This window comes from Micromonospora sp. NBS 11-29 (genome assembly GCF_002140155.1).
In the GTDB taxonomy this organism is placed as follows: domain Bacteria; phylum Actinomycetota; class Actinomycetes; order Mycobacteriales; family Micromonosporaceae; genus Micromonospora.
The window spans coordinates 18,743-36,701 of sequence record NZ_NAPR01000017.1 but is presented as its reverse complement, the minus strand read 5'-3'; the positions used below and the strand labels follow the sequence as shown (position 1 = coordinate 36,701).

Sequence of the window (17,959 nt, the reverse complement as noted above, 5' to 3'; positions counted from 1 at the left end):
GTCCCGGGGGCTGTCGGGGCCGGGCGGTAGAGTCGCTGCCGTGACAGCTACGACGCCGCGCCTGCTCCTCGTCGACGGACATTCCCTGGCATACCGGGCGTTCTTCGCCCTGCCGGTGGAAAACTTCTCGACCACGACAGGGCAGCCGACCAACGCGGTCTACGGCTTCACCTCGATGCTGATCAACGTGCTCCGCGACGAGCAGCCGACCCACATCGTGGTCGCCTTCGACGTCTCCCGCCGGTCCTTCCGCACCGAGAAGTACGCCGAGTACAAGGCCGGCCGCAGCGAGACCCCCAGCGACTTCAAGGGCCAGGTCAGCCTGGTCAAGGAGGTCCTCGCGGCGCTGCGCATCCCGGTTGTCGAGCAGGAGGGCTACGAGGCCGACGACGTCATCGCCACCCTCGCCTGCCAGGCCCGCGACCAGGGCATGGACGTGCTGATCAGCACCGGCGACCGGGACGCCTTCCAGCTCGTCGGCGACCAGGTCACCGTGCTCTACCCGCGCAAGGGCGTCTCCGACCTGGCCCGGATGGACCCGGCGGCGATCGAGGCGAAGTACGGCGTCCCCCCGCAGCGCTACCGCGACCTCGCCGCCCTGGTCGGCGAGACCAGCGACAACCTGCCCGGCATCCCGGGCGTCGGCCCGAAGACCGCGGCCAAGTGGATCACCACGTACGGCGGGGTCGAGGGCGTCGTCGCCCGGGCCGACGAGATCAAGGGCAAGGCGGGCGACAGCCTGCGCGAGCGGCTGGCCGACGTGATCCGCAACTACGAGATCAACTGCCTGGTCGCCGACCTGGAGCTGCCGGTGCGCCCGGAGGACGCCCGCTGGCAGGGCTGGGACCGGGAGGCCGTGCACCAGGTCTTCGACACGCTCCAGTTCCGCATCCTGCGCGACCGGCTCTACCAATACCTCGAAGCCGTCGAGCCGGAGGCGGAGGCCGGCTTCGACCTGGCCGGTGAGGTGCTGGCCGAGCCGGGCGCGCTGGCCGGCTGGCTGGAGACGCACGCGCCGGCCGCCGTCCCGGTGGGCCTGGCCGTCAAGCTGGACACCGGCCCGAACCGCCGGCACACCGCCTCGGTCACCGGCATGGCACTGGCCACCGCCGACGGGGCGGCGGCCTGGTTCGACCCGACCACGTTGGAGCAGACGGACGAGGCGGCGCTGGCGGCCTGGCTGGCCGACGCGGCCCGGCCCAAGGTGCTGCACGACAGCAAGCCGGCGGTGCTGGCGTTCGCCGCGCACGGCTGGCCGCTGGACGGCATCGCCCGCGACACCCAGATCGCCGCCTACCTGGCCCGCCCCGACCAGCGTTCCTACGACCTGACCGACCTGGCCCTGCGCTACCTGCACCGGGAGCTGCGGGTCGATGTGCCGGAGAGCGGCCAGCTCACCCTCGACGGGCTCGGTGACGAGGGCGTCGTCGAGCAGAACCTCATGCTCCAGGCGCGTGCCACCCTCGACCTGGCCGGCGCGATCGACGCCGAGCTGTCCCGCGACGGCGAGCAGTCCGCCCGGTTGATGGCCGAGGTGGAGCTGCCGCTGATGCGGGTGCTCGCCGGCATGGAACGGGTCGGCATCGCCGCCGACACGCACTACCTCTCCGAGTTGGAGGCGCACTTCGCCGCCGAGGTGAAGGCTGCCGCCCAGGGCGCCTACGAAGTGGTCGGCCGGGAGTTCAACCTGGGCTCGCCCAAGCAGCTCCAGGAAATCCTCTTCACCGAGCTGGCGCTGCCCAAGACCAAGAAGATCAAGACCGGCTACACCACCGACGCGGACGCCCTCCAGTGGCTCTACGCCCAGACCGAGCACCCGCTGCTGCACCACCTGCTGCGTCACCGCGACGTCGCCAAGCTCAAGTCGACCGTCGACGGGCTGCTCAAGTCGGTCTCCGACGACGGCCGGATCCACACCACGTTCAACCAGACCGTGGCCGCGACCGGGCGACTCTCCTCCACCGAGCCGAACCTGCAGAACATCCCCATCCGCACCGAGGAGGGGCGGCGGATCCGGCGTGCCTTCGTGGTCGGCGAGGGCTACGAGTGCCTGCTCACCGCCGACTACAGCCAGATCGAGATGCGGATCATGGCGCACCTGTCCGCCGACGACGCGTTGGTCGAGGCGTTCAACTCCGGGCACGACTTCCACGCCGCGACCGCCTCCTCGGTCTTCAACGTCGAGGTCGACCAGGTCACCGCCGACCAACGGCGCAAGATCAAGGCGATGAACTACGGCCTGGCGTACGGGCTCAGCGCGTTCGGCCTGTCCCAGCAGCTCGGCATCACCGCCGAGGAGGCACGCGGGCTGATGGAGAACTACTTCGCCGGCTTCGGCGGGGTCCGCGACTACCTCCACGAGGTGGTGGCGCGGGCCCGCCAGGACGGCTACACCTCCACCATCCTGGGCCGCCGCCGCTACCTGCCCGACCTGGTCAGCGACAACCGGCAGCGCCGGGAGATGGCCGAGCGGATGGCGCTCAACGCCCCGATCCAGGGTTCGGCGGCCGACATCATCAAGGTGGCCATGCTGCACGTCGACGCCGCGCTGCGCGACGCGGGCCTGCGCTCCCGGATGCTGCTCCAGGTGCACGACGAGCTGGTCTTCGAGGTCGCCCCCGGTGAGCGGGAGGCGTTGGAGGCACTGGTCCGCCGGGAGATGGGACAGGCCCACCCGCTGTCGGTGCCACTGGAGGTGTCGGTGGGCGAGGGCCGCGACTGGAACAGCGCCGACCACTGACGGGTGGGGTCAGCCCTTCAGCGGGTCGTGGCCCCAGTTCATCAACGACCAGCGCCACTTCGTGTCCCGGACGTCGCCGGACGGCCGTTGGGCCAGGTGGCGGTGGACGTAGCCGATCACCTTGCGCATGTGCTTGTAGTCGGCGGCGGTCAGCTCGGCGCGCTTGCGGCGCAGCAGGTCGACGATGCGCCGGCCGGAGTCGTGCCCGACGGACTCGCCGCCCTTGGTGCCCTTCTTGTGCCAGCCGACGTGCTTGGACTCGTCGGTGTCCAACCAGCGGGTCAGCTCGGCCGGCTTCATGTTCACCGCGTCGGTGAACTCGCGGTACGTCTGCTGCGGATCCTCACTGCGGCTCATGGCGCAGCACCTCCGGGCGGTGGGCGACGTCGCGGCCGGAGTCGTCGTTGACGATCCGGTACTGCGGTTGGTCCGGCGAGGCGTTCACCGGGTGTCCGCGGACGTGGGTGCGCTCGGTCAGCTTCTCCCTGACCACGCCGTGCGCCCGCCCGCTGTGGCTGGCCCAGGAGACGTGGTCGCCGGCGCGGAACTCGTTCTCGGCCATGCGGCCCGGTTACCCGCCGTCGGGGCGGGCAACCGCGGTCAGGGCCGGATCTCCGCGATCGGCAGCTTGAGGGCGAAAGGCTCGGTCAGCTCGACCACCTCGCTGCCCTCGTTCACCAACTCGTACCGGCGCTCGCCGTCCGGCGCGGCGCGGTCGCCGAGGCGGTAGGCGTACAGGTGCACCGGGTCCTGCTCGATCCGCCAGTAGAATGGGATGCCGGCGGCGGCGTACTCGCCCGGCTTCGCGAACCGGTCCACCCGCCGGGTGCCGGGGGAGACGATCTCCACGGCCAGGACGACATCCGCTGGTCGCAGGAGGCGGCGGTCGGATGCCAGCCCGCAGCGGTGCAGCAGCACGTCTGGTTGACGGGCCGTGTCGACGGAAAGGCCCACGGTGACCGCTTGGGTGGCGCGCACGGTCGTCGGCGCGTGTGTGCGCAGCCACCCGGTCAGCAGGCAGGAGATGGCCTGGTGGCCGACGGTGGGAAGCGGCTTCACCTGGAAGATGCCGTCCACCAGTTCGACCGCTGGCGCGTCGTCCGGCAGCCTCAGCATGTCTTCCACGGTGTGATCGGCCTGCTGCTGCCGGGTGAAATCCGGAAGCCAGGAGGAGACCGGTGACGCGATCAAGCTGGGCACCCGTTCAGGCTCGCGGGCCGACAGCCGGTGATGTCGCACCCGCGGTCCGTCGGGTCAGCCCGCCGGCTTCTCGGTGACGAAGATGGCGGTGCCGGGGAAGAGTCGGCCGCGCAGCGGGCTCCACTGCCCCCAGACCCCCTCGTGCCCGGCCGGCCACTCCGGCTCCACCAGGTCGAGCAGGCGGAAGCCGGCGCCGACCAGCTCCCGGATCCGGTCGCCGACGGTGCGGTGCTGCTCCACGTACGTGGCCACGCCCCGCGCGTCCTGCTCCACGTAGGGGGAGCGGTCGAAGTACGAGTGCACGGCGGTCAACCCGCCCTCGCCCGGGTCGTCGAGGAAGATCCAGCGCATCGGGTGGGTGACCGAGAAGACCCATCGACCGCCGGGGCGCAGCACCCGGGCCACCTCCCGCATCGCCGCGGCGGAGTCGTCCACGAACGGGATCGCCCCGAACGCGGTGCACACGGTATCGAAGGTGGCGTCGGCGAAGGGCAGCGCCAGCGCGTCGGCCTGGACCAGCGGCACGCGTACCCCGCTCCGGTCGGCGGCCTCGGCGGCGTGCCGCAACATGCCGGCGGAGAGGTCCAGGGCGACCGGCCGGGCGCCCTCGGCGGCGAGCCACCGGGCGGCGGCGGCCGCGCCGGCGCCCAGTTCGAGGATCCGGCGGCCGGTCACCTCGCCGAGCAGCCGGGCGTCGGCCTCGCGCAGCCCCTCCGGGCACCAGACGAAGTCGACGTCGCCGAGGAAGGTGCCGTGTTCGGCCTGGTACGCGTCGGCGTCGGTGTCNCCCGCCCCGCCGGCGGGTCACCCTGTCGTCGTCCATCCGTCCACGCTAGGGCCGGTCCGGCGGCGGGTCGCGCGCGGGGCGGCGTGTCAAGGGTGGGACTGGTGTGACGGACGAGACAGGAGTGACGCCTTACCGCGCGAAATCTCCGGTTTCGCAGTCGATGAGGGCTCGCGGACCTGGGAGGGCTTGCACGCTGTGGTAATGCAGCGGGTAGGCTAGACGATGCGCTCGCGGATCGTGTGCCTCGGCAGGGAGCAGGTGCGCGGTCACCGGAGCCACTAATGATCTTCTCGCGTCGATCGTTCGGTGTGCCCGGCGGCGGATCCGTTGGCGCGGAAGAGTCACCGCGACACCCATGCCCGCTGTGACAACCCATCCGACCGGAGCAACCGCCCACATGACGAGCAGCATCGAGGCCACCTCGAGCGCCAACAAGGTCACGCACGACGATCTCGGCTCCGAGGAAGCTTTCCTCGCCGCGATCGACGAGACCATCAAGTACTTCAACGACGGCGACATTGTCGAAGGCACCGTCGTCAAGGTCGATCGGGACGAGGTCCTGCTCGACATCGGCTACAAGACCGAGGGCGTGATCCCCTCTCGGGAGCTGTCGATCAAGCACGACGTGGACCCGGCCGAGGTGGTTTCGGTCGGCGACCACATCGAGGCCCTCGTCCTCCAGAAGGAGGACAAGGAGGGTCGGCTGATCCTCTCCAAGAAGCGGGCGCAGTACGAGCGGGCCTGGGGCACGATCGAGAAGATCAAGGACGAGGACGGCGTCGTTCGCGGCTCGGTCATCGAGGTCGTCAAGGGTGGTCTCATCCTCGACATCGGCCTGCGCGGCTTCCTGCCCGCGTCGCTGGTGGAGATGCGGCGTGTGCGTGACCTCCAGCCGTACGTCGGCCGCGAGCTCGAAGCCAAGATCATCGAGCTGGACAAGAACCGCAACAACGTGGTTCTGTCCCGCCGGGCCTGGCTGGAGCAGACGCAGTCCGAGGTGCGCACCGAGTTCCTCAACAAGCTGCAGAAGGGGCAGGTCCGCAAGGGCGTCGTCTCTTCGATCGTCAACTTCGGCGCGTTCGTCGACCTGGGCGGCGTGGACGGCCTGGTGCACGTCTCCGAGCTGTCCTGGAAGCACATCGACCACCCGTCCGAGGTCGTCGAGGTGGGCCAGGAGGTCGAGGTCGAGGTCCTGGACGTCGACCTGGACCGCGAGCGGGTCTCGCTGTCGCTGAAGGCGACCCAGGAGGACCCGTGGCGTCAGTTCGCCCGCACCCACGCGATCCAGCAGATCGTGCCGGGTAAGGTCACCAAGCTGGTGCCGTTCGGCGCGTTCGTCCGGGTGGACGACGGCATCGAGGGCCTGGTCCACATCTCCGAGCTGGCCGAGCGCCACGTGGAGATCCCGGAGCAGGTCGTGCAGGTCGGCTCCGAGGTCATGGTCAAGGTCATCGACATCGACCTGGAGCGCCGCCGGATCTCGCTGTCGCTCAAGCAGGCCAACGAGGGCTTCGTCGAGGGCGAGGAGCACTTCGACCCGACCCTCTACGGCATGGCCGCGACGTACGACAACGAGGGCAACTACATCTACCCAGAGGGCTTCGACCCGGAGACGGGCGAGTGGCTCGAGGGCTACGACAAGCAGCGCGAGACCTGGGAGAACCAGTACGCCGAGGCGCGTCAGCGTTGGGAGGCCCACACCAAGCAGGTGCAGACCTCCCGCGCCGCCGACGCCGAGGCCGCTGCCAACCCGGCTCCCGCCACCAGCGGCACGACCACCTCGACCTCCTCGGCCCCGAGCCGTCAGGCCGAGGAGCCGGCCGGCACGCTGGCCACCGACGAGGCGCTCGCCGCGCTGCGGGAGAAGCTCGCCGGCGGCAAGTGACCGGTCGCTGACGTCGGGTCCGCCTTCGGGCGACCGACGGGCTGCCTTCGNGTCCCCGCGTTCCGTACCAGCGGAGCGTCGGGGGCGGGGCCCGTTCGTCGTGCCCAGGCGGCGGTCGCCGTGGATTCCAGGGCCCGTCACCGACCGCTTGGCATGCGGGCCGGGGATCCGGTTGACTGTCCGGATGCTGAAGGTGGGGCTGACCGGGGGGATCGGATCCGGCAAGAGCGCGGTGGCGAGCCGGCTCGCCGGGCTCGGCGCGGTGATCGTCGACTCGGACCGGATCGCCCGCGAGGTCGTCGCCCCGGGCACCGAGGGGCTGGCCGAGGTGGTCGCCGCCTTCTCCGAGCGGGTCCTCGACGCCGACGGGGCGTTGGACCGAGCCGCCCTGGGCGCCCTGGTCTTCGGCGACGAGACCGCCCGGCGGCGGCTGGAGGCGATCACCCATCCCCGGGTACGGGCACGGGCCGCCGAGCTGGTCGCCGCGGCGCCCGCCGACGCGGTGGTGGTCAACGACGTGCCGTTGCTGGTCGAGGTGGGGCTCGCGCCCACGTACCATCTGGTGCTGGTGGTGCAGGCGGCGGTGCCGACCCGGATGGCGCGACTCGCCCGTGATCGCGGGATGGACCCGGCGGAGGCCGAGCGCCGGATCGCCGCGCAGGCCGACGACGCCCGCCGCCGGGAGGTGGCGGACGTGCTGCTCACCAACGACGGCACGCTGGCCGCGCTGCACGCCGCGGTGGACGACCTGTGGCGGGAGCGCCTGCTGCCCTACGAGCGCAACGTCCGCGAGCGGCGCGCGGTCCGGCCCGACCCGACGACGCTGACCGAACCGGACCCGACCTGGCCCGAGCAGTACGCCCGGCTGGCCGCCCGGGTCCGGCACGCGGCCGGCGGTGACGTCCGGGTCGACCATGTCGGCTCCACGGCCGTGCCCGGGGTGAGCGCGCCGGACGTCATCGACGTCCAGCTCACGGTGCCCTCGCTGGCCGAGGCGGACGGGCCGCTGGCCGACCGGTTGGCCGAGGCGGGTTTTCCCCGGCTGCCCGGCGAGTGGTGGGACGCGCCGCGCCGCCCGGACCGCGTGCAGTGGGCGAAGCGGCTGCACGGCGGTGCCGACCCGGGGCGACCGGTGTTCCTGCACCTGCGCGTCGCCGGCTCGGCGGGCTGGCGGGACGCGCTGCTGATGCGCGACCATCTCCGCGCCGACCCGGCCCAGCGAGCGGCGTACCTGCAGGTCAAGCGCGATCTGGTGGCTGCCGCGCCGGACGGCGCCGACCCTGCGACGCTGGACGACCCGTGGTTCGACGAGGAGCACCTGCGGGCGGAGGAGTGGGCCGTGCGGACCGGCTGGCGGCCCTGAGCGGGGCGACGTGCAGGGGCGCTCGCGGCGGCCGGTGAGCGCCTCGGCGCGACCACCGTGGGCGCGCACGCCGGTCGTCCCGGGTGCTGCGGCCCCGGCGCCGGGGGCGGCCGGGGCCCCGGAAGGGGCGGCCACCGGCCCGGTCGGCCGCCGCGAGCGGCCTACGGTACGAGGGTAGTCCGGTGGGATGACCCACACAACGGCAATATCGAAGCCGATCACGGACGGTCCGTGGTTGCCGGGGAAGTGTCGGACCGCGGGCGTACCGTTGACGGCATGGCGCTCGACATTCCCCGACTCGACGGCCGCTTCCAGGTCGTCAGTGAGTTCCAGCCGGCCGGCGACCAGCCGGCGGCCATCGACGACCTTGAGCGTCGGGTGCGGCGCGGCGACCGTAACACGGTGCTGCTCGGCGCGACCGGCACCGGCAAGAGCGCCACCACGGCGTGGCTGGTCGAGCGGCTGCAACGGCCCACGCTGGTGCTCGCGCCCAACAAGACCCTCGCCGCCCAGCTCGCCAAGGAGTTCAGCGAGTTGCTGCCGCACAACGCGGTGGAATACTTCGTCTCCTACTACGACTACTACCAGCCCGAGGCCTACATCCCGCAGACCGACACCTACATCGAGAAGGACTCCTCGATCAACGAGGAGGTGGAGCGGCTGCGGCACTCGGCGACCATGTCGCTGCTCACCCGGCGCGACGTGATCGTGGTGGCCACCGTCTCGGCGATCTACGGGCTGGGCACGCCGGAGGAATACCTCGACCGCGCCGTGCGGGCCGCGGTGGGGCAGGAGCTCGACCGCGACCAACTGCTGCGCCGGTTGGTCGACATCCAGTACACGCGCAACGACATGGCCTTCCAGCGCGGCACGTTCCGGGTCCGCGGCGACACGCTGGAGATCATCCCGGCCTACGAGGAACTGGCCGTCCGGATCGAGCTGTTCGGCGACGAGATCGAGAAGCTCTACTACCTCAACCCGCTGACCGGTGACGTGGTCCGCGAGGTGGACAGCCTGGTCATCTTCCCGGCGACGCACTACGCCGCCGGTCCGGAGCGGATGGAGCGGGCCATCCGCGACATCGAGGCCGAGCTGGCCGAGCGGCTGGCCGAGCTGGAGCGGCAGGGCAAGCTGCTGGAGGCGCAGCGGCTGCGGATGCGCACCACCTACGACATCGAGATGATGCGGCAGGTCGGCTTCTGCTCCGGCATCGAGAACTACTCGATGCACATGGACGGCCGGTTGCCCGGCAGCCCGCCGCACTGCCTGCTCGACTACTTCCCCGACGACTTCCTCACCGTCGTCGACGAGTCGCACGTGACGATCCCGCAGATCGGCGGCATGTACGAGGGTGACGCCTCCCGCAAGCGGATGCTGATCGACCACGGCTTCCGGCTGCCCAGCGCCGCCGACAACCGGCCCCTGCGCTTCGACGAATACCTGGAGCGGGTGGGCCAGTCGGTCTTTCTCTCCGCCACCCCCGGCCCGTGGGAGCTGGAACAGGCTCAGGGTGAGTTCGTCGAGCAGGTGATCCGGCCGACCGGCCTGATCGACCCCGAGGTGGTGGTGAAGCCGACCAAGGGGCAGATCGACGACCTCATGCACGAGATCAAGCTGCGCACCGAACGGGACGAGCGGGTGCTGGTCACCACGCTGACCAAGAAGATGGCCGAGGACCTCTCCGACTACCTGCTGGAGAACGGCATCCGGGTGCGCTACCTGCACTCCGAGGTCGACACGCTGCGCCGGGTCGAGCTGCTGCGCGAGCTGCGCAAGGGCGACTACGACGTGCTGGTCGGCATCAACCTGCTCCGCGAGGGCCTCGACCTGCCGGAGGTCTCGCTGGTGGCGATCCTGGACGCCGACAAGGAGGGGTTCCTGCGCAGCGGCCGGTCGCTGATCCAGACCATCGGCCGCGCGGCCCGCAACGTCTCCGGCCAGGTCCACATGTACGCCGACAAGATCACCCCGTCGATGGCGAGCGCGATCGACGAGACGAACCGGCGCCGGGCCAAGCAGGTCGCGCACAACGAGGCCCACGGGATCACCCCCGAGCCGCTGCGCAAGAAGATCCACGACATCCTCGACGACATCTACCGCGAGGCGGAGGACACGGAGAACACCACGGTCGGCGGGGCCGCGCGGCAGCTCTCCCGGGGCAAGGCGCCGGTCAAGGAAACCCGCAGCCGGGCCGGCCGGGGTGGCGCGGCGGCACCCTCCCGCGAAGGGATGGCCCGGGCCGACCTGGCCAACCTCATCCAGGAACTCAACGACCAGATGCTGGCCGCCGCGCGCGAGTTGCAGTTCGAGCTGGCCGCGAGGATCCGCGACGAGGTCGCCGATCTGAAGAAGGAGCTGCGCGGAATGGACGCCGCCGGAGTGCGATGATCGGTCGCTCTGCGCAAGCGAGGTATTGCCGTGTGTGATGGTCATGCGTACGCTCCCTCCCTGGGAGGCGCGCATGCCGTTGTCAGCAAGTCCTGTTGTCCGACGAGTCCGGCTCGGCGTCGAGCTACGCCGGCTGCGCCGACGTGAGTCACTCACGCTGGAGCAGGTCTGTGCCCAGCTCGGCTGGGCATCGACGTCGAAGTTGTCCCGCATCGAGCTGGGCCAGAGCCGGCCCGACCTGGCCGACGTGCTCGACCTGCTCGACGTGTACGCGGTGCCACCGCACCAGCGGGACGACCTGATCGTCATCGCCCGTGACGCCGCCACCGGGCGGGGCTGGTCCAAGGCGCTCGGCGAGATGGGCGAGCGGCAGCGGGCGTACGCGGAGCTGGAGGCGGGCGCCGAGCGCATCGTCGAATATCAACCGGCGCTCGTGCCCGGCCTGCTCCAGACCCCGGCGTACGCCCGGCTGCGGGTGGCGGCGGGTGCGCTGTTCGCCGACGGGGTGGATGTGGACGCCGACGTCCGGGCCCGGGCGGTGCGCCAGAAGCTGCTGGACCGGCCGGACCCTCCGGACTACACCGCGCTCATCGACGAGCGGGCCTGCGACCCGGGCGGGCTGCCGGGTGAGGTGTGGCGGGAGCAACTGCGGCACCTGTTGGCCCTGGTCGAGCGGCCGCGTGTCACCGTGCGGGTGATGCCCTGCGGCGCCTCGCCCGGCGGCGGCGACCCGTACCCGCTCGCGCCCTTCTCGTACTACGCCTATCCCGACCCGGACGACCCGCGCACGGTGCTGGTGGAGACGCTCACCACCGACCTGCGCCTGGTCGCCGAGGCCGACGTGGCGCGCTACGAGCAGATGATCGAGCGGCTGCTCGCGGCCGCGCTGCCGGCGGAGGCGACGGTCGAGCTGCTGGCCCGACGGCTGGGCGCCGCGCCGGTGCCCCGGCCGCGCGAGCCGCACGAGCTGCACTGGAGCCGCGCGTCCACCGGGCCCGGCGCCCCCGATGCCCGTCGGGACCGGTGACCGCGCGTCGCGCGCAGACTACGTGCGGGGTACGACAGTTCAGGCCGGCACGTCGGTGAAGTGCTCGACCAGCGGCGGGCCGGCGAAGTAGGGCCCGATCAGCCCGCGCCACTGCCCGAAGCGCTCGGTCTGCCGGAAGTTGACGTCGTGCGCCTCGACCGAGTCCCACTCGACCAGCAGCACGAACCGGGTGGGCGACTCCACCCCGCGGGTCATCCGCACGGAGCGGCACCCCTGCGCACCGGCGAGGATCGGACGCGCCTGCGCGTAGGCGGCGGCGAAGGCGTCCTCGTGTCCGGGCGTCACGTCGATCAGCGCGACCTCAAGAACCATGCCCGAAGCCTCCCATGCCCGGCGACCACCGGTACGCCTCGGGGGTGCTCTGCTGGCGGCCGGCTGGTCGTCCGCAGTGCCGGCGTCCGCGGTGGCGGGGCGAGCGCGGGGCGGCCGGGCGTGTCGAGCCCTGAAGGGCAATCCCGTTTCAGGCCGTATACCTCCTGGTCATAATTATGACCAGGAGGTATACGGCGCTCGGGTCGCATCATCAGTGCCAGGCAAATACGCCTATCCTCCTAGGATGCGCGACGGGATGTGAGCCATCGTCTGTGATTCATGCGCCCGGAGATGCGCCAGCCGGTGTGGATGGTGAACAATGGCGGCCGAGGAGGGGAGTATTCCCCCGCGACGGAGTCGTCAGCACGGAAGACCGCCAGCACCCCCGGCGGCTCGACCCGGCTCCGTCGGTCGGTGCCCACCCGGGCACCGGCGGAAGAGACCTCCGACAGTCACCAGAGTCAGCGTCGACGCACCCCGGCTCCACACCCGGCGTACGGTGTGCCCGACGCTGCGTGTCTGCCGGAGGATGGATTTGAACGTGTCCGCATTGGTGTGGGCGGTAACGCTGGTCGCGATGATCGCGGTCCTGCTCGCCGACCTGTTCATCATCGGTCGTCGCCCGCACGAGCCGAGCGTCCGCGAGTCGAGCCTGTGGGTCGGCTTCTACGTGGCGTTGGCGCTGGTCTTCGGCGCGGTGCTCTGGTTGACCGCCGGGGCGGGCGTGGCCGGCCAGTTCTACACCGGTTGGCTCACCGAGTACAGCCTCTCGGTGGACAACCTCTTCGTCTTCGTGATCATCATGGCCCGCTTCGGGGTGCCCCGGCAGTACCAACAGAAGGTGCTGCTGATCGGCATCCTGCTGGCGCTGGTCATGCGGGGTGGCTTCATCGCCGCCGGCGCGGCGCTGATCTCCCAGTTCTCCTGGGTGTTCTACATCTTCGGGGCGTTCCTCATCTACACCGCGGTGAACCTGGCCCGGCAGGGCGAGCCGGACGAGGACGAGTTCAGCGAGAACGTGCTGATCCGCTGGAGCCGCAAGGCGTTGCCGATCTCCCGCGACTTCGACGGGGCCCGGATGACCACCCATGAGCACGGGCGGCGGCTCTTCACCCCGATGCTGATCGTGATGATCGCGATCGGCACCACCGACCTGATCTTCGCGCTCGACTCGATCCCGGCGATCTTCGGCATCACCCAGGAGCCGTACCTGGTCTTCACCGCGAACGTCTTCGCGCTGATGGGGTTGCGGCAGCTCTACTTCCTGCTCGGTGGTCTGCTGGACCGGCTCATCTACCTCAGCTACGGGCTGGCCGTGGTGCTGGGCTTCATCGGCGTGAAGCTGGTGCTGGAGGCGCTGGCCGACAACAACCTGCCGTTCATCAACGGCGGTGAGCACGTCGCGTGGGCTCCGCACATCCCGATCTGGCTGTCGTTGACCGTCATCCTCGGCACGCTGGCCGTGGCCACGGCGGCGAGCCTGGCCAAGTCGTCCCGGGACCGGCGTCGAGAGCTGGCCGAGGCCCGACGCTGACCGTCGCGCACGTCCGGGGCGGTCCCGCGGGTCGGGAGCGCCCCGGTGGCGCGTCCGGAGGTCAGACGCGGTGCGCGCCGACCAGGGTGTCGACCCGGTCCGGCGGCAGTTCCTCCTCGACCACCCGGCGGGTGCGGTAGCACGCGTGCAGCATCCGGCGTCGGCCGCCGTGCGGTTCGGCGGAGACGATGCCGACGTGGTGGATGCGCCGGCCGGGCCGGGCGAAGAAGTAGAGGTCGCCGGGACGCTCGTCGTCCAGGGCCAGGGTCGTGGTCGCCTCGGCCTGGTCGTCGGCGTCGCGGGGCAGCGTGACCCCGTACCGCCGCCAGGCCAGGTGGACCAGGCCGGAGCAGTCGATGCCGTCGGTGGACAACCCGCCCCAGACGTAGGGCAGGTCACGTAGGCGTTCGGCGACCGCGAGGACCTCCTTCGCCTCGGGCCGCTCGGTGGGCAGCGGCACCAGGTCGCCTTCCGGGGCCCAGAGCGGGTCGGTCCGGCCGGGTGCCCGGACGGGTTGCCAGCCGTCCACCGGTCGTCCGGCCATGGCCAGGCGGGTGCCGAGGACCACGCCGGGAAGCGCCGGCGGGCCGTCGGGGGCGGCGCGCAGCGTGGTGCGGAGGACGTCGACCACCAGCGTGTCGGTGGGCGGATCGACGTCGGCGGCCGGGGCCAGGTGGGCGGTGCGCATCCAGCCCGGATAACCGCGTACGTCGAGTTCGGCGGCGGGCTGCCCGAGGGCGAGCATCCGGACCCAGCCGTCCGGCCGGGCCTCGGTGACCAGCGCCGGCTCGCCGAGCAGCAGTTGGGTCAGCACGCAGTCGCCGATGCGCTGGGCGTGCTCCGTCCCGGCGACCCAGGCGGCGACGTCGGGGGCGTCGGCCAGGGCGGGACGATCGATCGGGCGGACCGCCTCGGGGGCGGTCCAGAGGGTCGCCACCGGGACCCGTACGACGGCCTGGTGGCCCGGCTGAGGCGCCATCCGCACCCCTCCTCCCACACTCCTGCGGGCGACACTATGAAAAATTTCGCCAACACTCAACCGTGACGCTGAACCTTAGCTTCATTCACGTCGGCGATGCCGAGACCCGGCGCGTCCGGCAGGAGCACGCTCGCGCCGTCGTACCGGATGCCACCCGCGACCGGCGACCAGGCCAGCCACCAGGCGGCGTCCAGGTCGGACACCGCCGTGGTGCCGCACGCGGCGACCAGACTGGCCGCCGCGCCCACGCCGACCGGACCCTCCATCATGGAACCGACGATCGTGCCCATGCCGTGCGCGGCGGCCAGGTCGAGCAGCGTGCGGGCCGGTTGCAGGCCACCGCACTTCGCCAGCTTGACGTTGACCATGTCGGCCGCCCGCCGCCGGATCACCTCGACCAGGTCGCGCACGTCGAAGACCGACTCGTCGGCGAGGATCGGCACCTCCACCCGGTCGCTGACCCAGGCCATCCCGTCCAGGTCACGACGGTGCACCGGCTGCTCGACCAACTCGACGTCGAGCCCGGCGTCGGTGATGCCGCGGATCACCCGGACCGCCTCCCGCGGCGTCCAGCCCTGGTTGGCGTCCAACCGGATCCGCACGTCCGGGCCGACGGCGGCGCGCACCGACCGGACCCGGTCCAGGTCGCCGGCGGGGTCCGNCCCGCCGGCGGCCGGCCGCCGCGGCCAGGTCGACCGCGTCGCCGGCGGAGAGGGTGACGTCCGTCGGGACGCGCAGCGCGGTGCCACCGAGCAACCGCACCAGGGGTACGCCGAGCCGCCGCGCGGCCAGGTCGTGCAGCGCCACGTCGACGGCCGCCTTCGCCGCCTCGTTGCCCACCACCGCGCGGCGCACCTGCGCGCAGCGGGCCTGGAGGTCGTCGGCGTCGTGCCCGGCCAGCAGTGGTGCGAGCAGTTCGCGTACGCACGCCTCCGAACCGGCCACCGACGCGCCGGTGACCTGCCAGACCTGCGGAGCCTCACCGAAGCCCGAGCGCCCGTCGCTGTCGACCACCTCGACGACCAGGGTTTCCACGGTGGTGGTGCGGCGCAGCGCGGTGACGAACGGGGTGTGCAGGGGGGCCGAGAGCCGGTGGGTGCGTACCGCGGCGATCGTCATGTGGGGCACCCTATAGGCAACCGACGGCGAGCAGGGGAGGGCCGATGACGGTGCGGGACTGGGAGCTGGTGGGCGCGCCGAACGCCCGCGACCTGGGCGGGCTGCCGACAGGCGACGGACGTCGGGTCCGCGCCGGGCGGCTCATCCGCACGGCGGCGCTGGGCCGGCTCACCGACTCCGACCTGCCGGTGCTGGGCAAGCTCGGCCCGGCCTGCGTGGTGGACCTGCGCGACGCGCAGGAGCAGGCGGTGGCCCCGCCGGACCGGCTGGTCGGTGAGCCCCGGGTGGTGCACCTGCCGGTCCACGACCCGGCCCATCCGGTGTTCACGTACGTCTCGGCCGTGTTGCAGGGCCACGATCTCGACGCGTACGCGGAGCTGGCCGGCGAGGGCATGCCCGGGGCGATGACGACGATCTACCGCTGGTTCGTCACCGGGGAGTCGGCGCGGGCCGGGTTCGGCGCGGCGGTGCGGCTGGCCGCGGACGACGCGAACCTGCCGCTGCTGTTTCACTGCTCGGCCGGCAAGGACCGCACCGGCTGGCTGTCGGTGGTGCTGCTGACCGCGCTGGGCGTGCCGGAGCCGGCGATCCGGGCCGACTACCTGCGGCACAACGAGCTGACCGAGAGCCTGCGCGAGGTGCTGCTGGGCGCGATGACCCGGCGCCGGCCGGACCTGGACCCGGCGGTGGCCTGGCCGCTGCTGGAGGTGCGCCCGGAGTACCTGGACGCCGCGTACGACGAGGTGCGGCGCGTGCACGGCTCCTTCGACGCGTACCTGCGCGACGGTCTGGGGGTGACCGAACCGGTGCGCGCGGCGCTGCGGGAGCACCTGCTGGAGTAGGTCAGTCGGCCAGCCCGTGCCGGGCCGCCCAGACCCGCGCGGAGACGTCCGCGATCAGCCGGCAGGCGTCGTCGTCGCCGTCGGCCGGGTCGGTGGTGGTGCACACGACGATCGCGTACGGCGGAGCGTCGGCCGGGAAGACCACGCCGGCGCCGTGGCGCACACCGCGTACCCAGCCGTTCTTGTGCGCGATGCGGGTGCCGTCGGGCAGCCCGGCGGCCAGGTCCTCGCGGTGTTCCTGGGCGACGAGCACGTCGAGCATGGCCGCGCAGCCGGCCGGCGAGGCGAGCGGTCCGGGCCGGGTCGCGCCGAGCGCCAGCCCGCCCAGGAGGGCGGCCAGGTCGGCGGCGGTGACCAGGTTGTCGATGCCGGCGTCGCGGGCGGCGAAGTCCTCGATGCCGCGGCCGGTGACGCTGTGCCGGGCGCCGGCCAGCGTCCAGGCCTGCGCCACGGCGGGCAGCCCGACCTGGCCGATGCAGAGGTTGGTGGCCAGGTTGCTGGAGCGGACGATCATCCGTTCGGCGAGCCAGCGCAGCGGCGCGGTGCCGCCGACGGCGTCCCAGACCGCCTCGTCGTTGTCCTCGTTCCGGTCGTTGGCGAACCGGGTCGCGCCGGGCAGGGCGGAGTCGAACGAGTTGCGTACCGGCACCGGCGCGTCCAGGTCGAGCCGGCCGGCCTCCGCGGCCCGGTGCAACGCCACCAGCACGGCCACCTTCATCGTGCTCGCCGCGTAGTGGGTGGCGTCGGCCCGCCGGCTCCAGGTGGGCCGGGCGCCGAGGCGTCCCACGTACCCGGAGACGATGCCGGCCGCCCGGTCCAGGTCCGCGTCGAGCTCGTCGAAGATCATGGGGGCACGGTAGCGGATCCCCGCGGCGGGCAGGGTTTAGCGTGGAGGGATGACGACCGCCCTGTACGACGACATCGCCGACTGGTACGAGGAGTACGCTTCCGACACCTCCGCGCCGTACCTGGACCGGGCCCGGTCGGTGCTGGCGGAGCTGCTGGGCGGCGGCCCGGGCCGCTGCCTGGACCTGTGCTGCGGCACCGGGGCGCACGCCGCCGAGCTGCGCCGCCTCGGTTGGACCCCGGTGGGCGTGGACCTGTCCGGCGGGCAGTTGCGTCACGCCGCCGCCCGGCTGCCGGTGGTCCGAGGTGACGCGACGGCGCTGCCGTTCGCCGACGGCGCGGTGCCGGCCGTGGCCTGCGTGCTGGCGCACACCGACATGCCGGACTACCCGGCCGCGATCGCCGAGGCGGCGCGGGTGCTGGCGCCGGGTGGCCGGCTGGTGCACCTCGGGGTGCATCCGTGCTTCTGCGGCGCGTTCGCCGACCGGTCCGACCTGGAGCGGATCGTGATCGACGGCGGTTACGCCGAGCGGGAGCGGACGTTCCGCTCGTGGAACCCGTCCGGGGTGCGGGCGCGGGTCGGCGCCTGGCACCTGCCGCTGGCGGACCTGCTCAACGCCGTCACCGCCGCCGGTCTCACGGTCACCCGGGTCCGCGAGGCCGGCCCGGCCGCCGGCATCCCCGATGTCCTGGCCCTCCAGGCCACCAAGCCCCGCTGACGCCCACTGATTCGCCTTCCCGCCCTGCCCGCCCTTGCCGCCAGTCCGGCGGGCGGCTCTCGCCACGCCCCTTCGGCGATATGGCGGGATCCTGGCGGGCGGATGCCNGGCGGGTGCCGCCAGTTCGGCGGTATGGCGGGATCGTGGCGGGCGGATGCCGCCACTTCGGCGAGGTGGCGGTGTCGTGGTGTGATGCG

The 17,959-nt window shown here is 72.1% G+C and carries 15 protein-coding genes and 2 pseudogenes; 8 read left to right on the top strand and 9 right to left on the bottom strand.

The annotated features are described in order from the left end of the window. Positions 1 to 40 precede the first annotated feature (40 nt). The gene (gene polA, locus B1205_RS20820; RefSeq protein WP_089157147.1) at positions 41 to 2,740 is read left to right on the top strand and encodes a DNA polymerase I; all 2,700 of its coding nucleotides are present in this window, start codon (positions 41 to 43) and stop codon (positions 2,738 to 2,740) included. 9 nt (positions 2,741 to 2,749) lie between these two features. On the opposite strand, the gene B1205_RS20815 is transcribed toward polA, so the two are convergent. From B1205_RS20815 to B1205_RS20800, 4 genes and pseudogenes are all read right to left on the bottom strand, one after another. Then, entirely contained in the window at positions 2,750 to 3,097 is a 348-nt protein-coding gene (locus tag B1205_RS20815; protein ID WP_089157146.1) for a DUF3140 domain-containing protein, read from the bottom strand. Further along, positions 3,084 to 3,302 carry a DUF2945 domain-containing protein gene (locus B1205_RS20810; RefSeq protein WP_089157145.1) on the bottom strand — a complete coding sequence of 73 codons (219 nt, stop codon included), beginning with the start codon at positions 3,300 to 3,302 and terminating at the stop codon, positions 3,084 to 3,086. Before B1205_RS20810 ends, B1205_RS20815 begins: the two co-directional genes overlap by 14 nt. Before the next feature lie 38 nt (positions 3,303 to 3,340). Further along, positions 3,341 to 3,856 carry a Uma2 family endonuclease gene (locus B1205_RS20805; protein WP_089157364.1) on the bottom strand — a complete coding sequence of 172 codons (516 nt, stop codon included), beginning with the start codon at positions 3,854 to 3,856 and terminating at the stop codon, positions 3,341 to 3,343. Positions 3,857 to 3,994: 138 nt separating this feature from the next. Beyond that, positions 3,995 to 4,763 (bottom strand): annotated as a pseudogene (locus B1205_RS20800) (class I SAM-dependent methyltransferase). Positions 4,764 to 5,082: 319 nt separating this feature from the next. Between B1205_RS20800 and rpsA the strand changes: the two are divergent. From rpsA to B1205_RS20780, 4 genes are all read left to right on the top strand, one after another. Then, positions 5,083 to 6,612, top strand: coding sequence for a 30S ribosomal protein S1 (gene rpsA, locus B1205_RS20795; protein ID WP_089157144.1), 1,530 nt, complete (start codon positions 5,083 to 5,085; stop codon positions 6,610 to 6,612). Between the two features lie 184 nt (positions 6,613 to 6,796). After that, complete coding sequence (gene coaE, locus B1205_RS20790; protein WP_089157143.1) at positions 6,797 to 7,975, top strand: dephospho-CoA kinase; 1,179 nt, start codon at positions 6,797 to 6,799, stop codon at positions 7,973 to 7,975. Positions 7,976 to 8,251: 276 nt separating this feature from the next. Next, complete coding sequence (gene uvrB, locus B1205_RS20785) at positions 8,252 to 10,363, top strand: excinuclease ABC subunit UvrB (RefSeq protein ID WP_089157142.1); 2,112 nt, start codon at positions 8,252 to 8,254, stop codon at positions 10,361 to 10,363. A gap of 73 nt (positions 10,364 to 10,436) precedes the next feature. Next, on the top strand, positions 10,437 to 11,390 hold the full coding sequence (locus B1205_RS20780) for a DUF5753 domain-containing protein (RefSeq protein ID WP_089157141.1): 954 nt from the start codon (positions 10,437 to 10,439) through the stop codon (positions 11,388 to 11,390). 39 nt (positions 11,391 to 11,429) lie between these two features. Here the strand turns inward: B1205_RS20780 and B1205_RS20775 are convergent, their stop codons facing one another. Then, positions 11,430 to 11,723, bottom strand: coding sequence for an antibiotic biosynthesis monooxygenase family protein (locus B1205_RS20775; RefSeq protein ID WP_089157140.1), 294 nt, complete (start codon positions 11,721 to 11,723; stop codon positions 11,430 to 11,432). Positions 11,724 to 12,258: 535 nt separating this feature from the next. Here B1205_RS20775 and B1205_RS20770 point away from each other — a divergent pair. Next, on the top strand, positions 12,259 to 13,257 hold the full coding sequence (locus B1205_RS20770) for a TerC family protein (protein ID WP_089157139.1): 999 nt from the start codon (positions 12,259 to 12,261) through the stop codon (positions 13,255 to 13,257). A gap of 61 nt (positions 13,258 to 13,318) precedes the next feature. Here the strand turns inward: B1205_RS20770 and B1205_RS20765 are convergent, their stop codons facing one another. The 3 genes and pseudogenes from B1205_RS20765 to B1205_RS32005 form a co-directional block, all read right to left on the bottom strand. Then, entirely contained in the window at positions 13,319 to 14,236 is a 918-nt protein-coding gene (locus B1205_RS20765; RefSeq protein ID WP_089157138.1) for a C40 family peptidase, read from the bottom strand. Positions 14,237 to 14,292: 56 nt separating this feature from the next. After that, positions 14,293 to 14,862: a mandelate racemase/muconate lactonizing enzyme family protein gene (locus B1205_RS32010; RefSeq protein ID WP_254910100.1), complete on the bottom strand. Its 570-nt coding sequence runs from the start codon at positions 14,860 to 14,862 to the stop codon at positions 14,293 to 14,295. A 181-nt stretch (positions 14,863 to 15,043) separates the two neighbouring features. Continuing rightward, positions 15,044 to 15,355: pseudogene (locus B1205_RS32005) on the bottom strand (dipeptide epimerase); the annotation flags it as partial. 44 nt (positions 15,356 to 15,399) lie between these two features. Between B1205_RS32005 and B1205_RS20755 the strand changes: the two are divergent. Beyond that, on the top strand, positions 15,400 to 16,197 hold the full coding sequence (locus B1205_RS20755; RefSeq protein WP_089157137.1) for a tyrosine-protein phosphatase: 798 nt from the start codon (positions 15,400 to 15,402) through the stop codon (positions 16,195 to 16,197). Between the two features lies 1 nt (position 16,198). Here the strand turns inward: B1205_RS20755 and B1205_RS20750 are convergent, their stop codons facing one another. After that, on the bottom strand, positions 16,199 to 17,044 hold the full coding sequence (locus B1205_RS20750) for a serine hydrolase (protein WP_089157136.1): 846 nt from the start codon (positions 17,042 to 17,044) through the stop codon (positions 16,199 to 16,201). Positions 17,045 to 17,093: 49 nt separating this feature from the next. Between B1205_RS20750 and B1205_RS20745 the strand changes: the two genes are divergently transcribed. Then, positions 17,094 to 17,762, top strand: a complete 669-nt coding sequence (locus tag B1205_RS20745) for a class I SAM-dependent methyltransferase (protein WP_089157135.1) — start codon at positions 17,094 to 17,096, stop codon at positions 17,760 to 17,762. Positions 17,763 to 17,959: the final 197 nt, after the last annotated feature.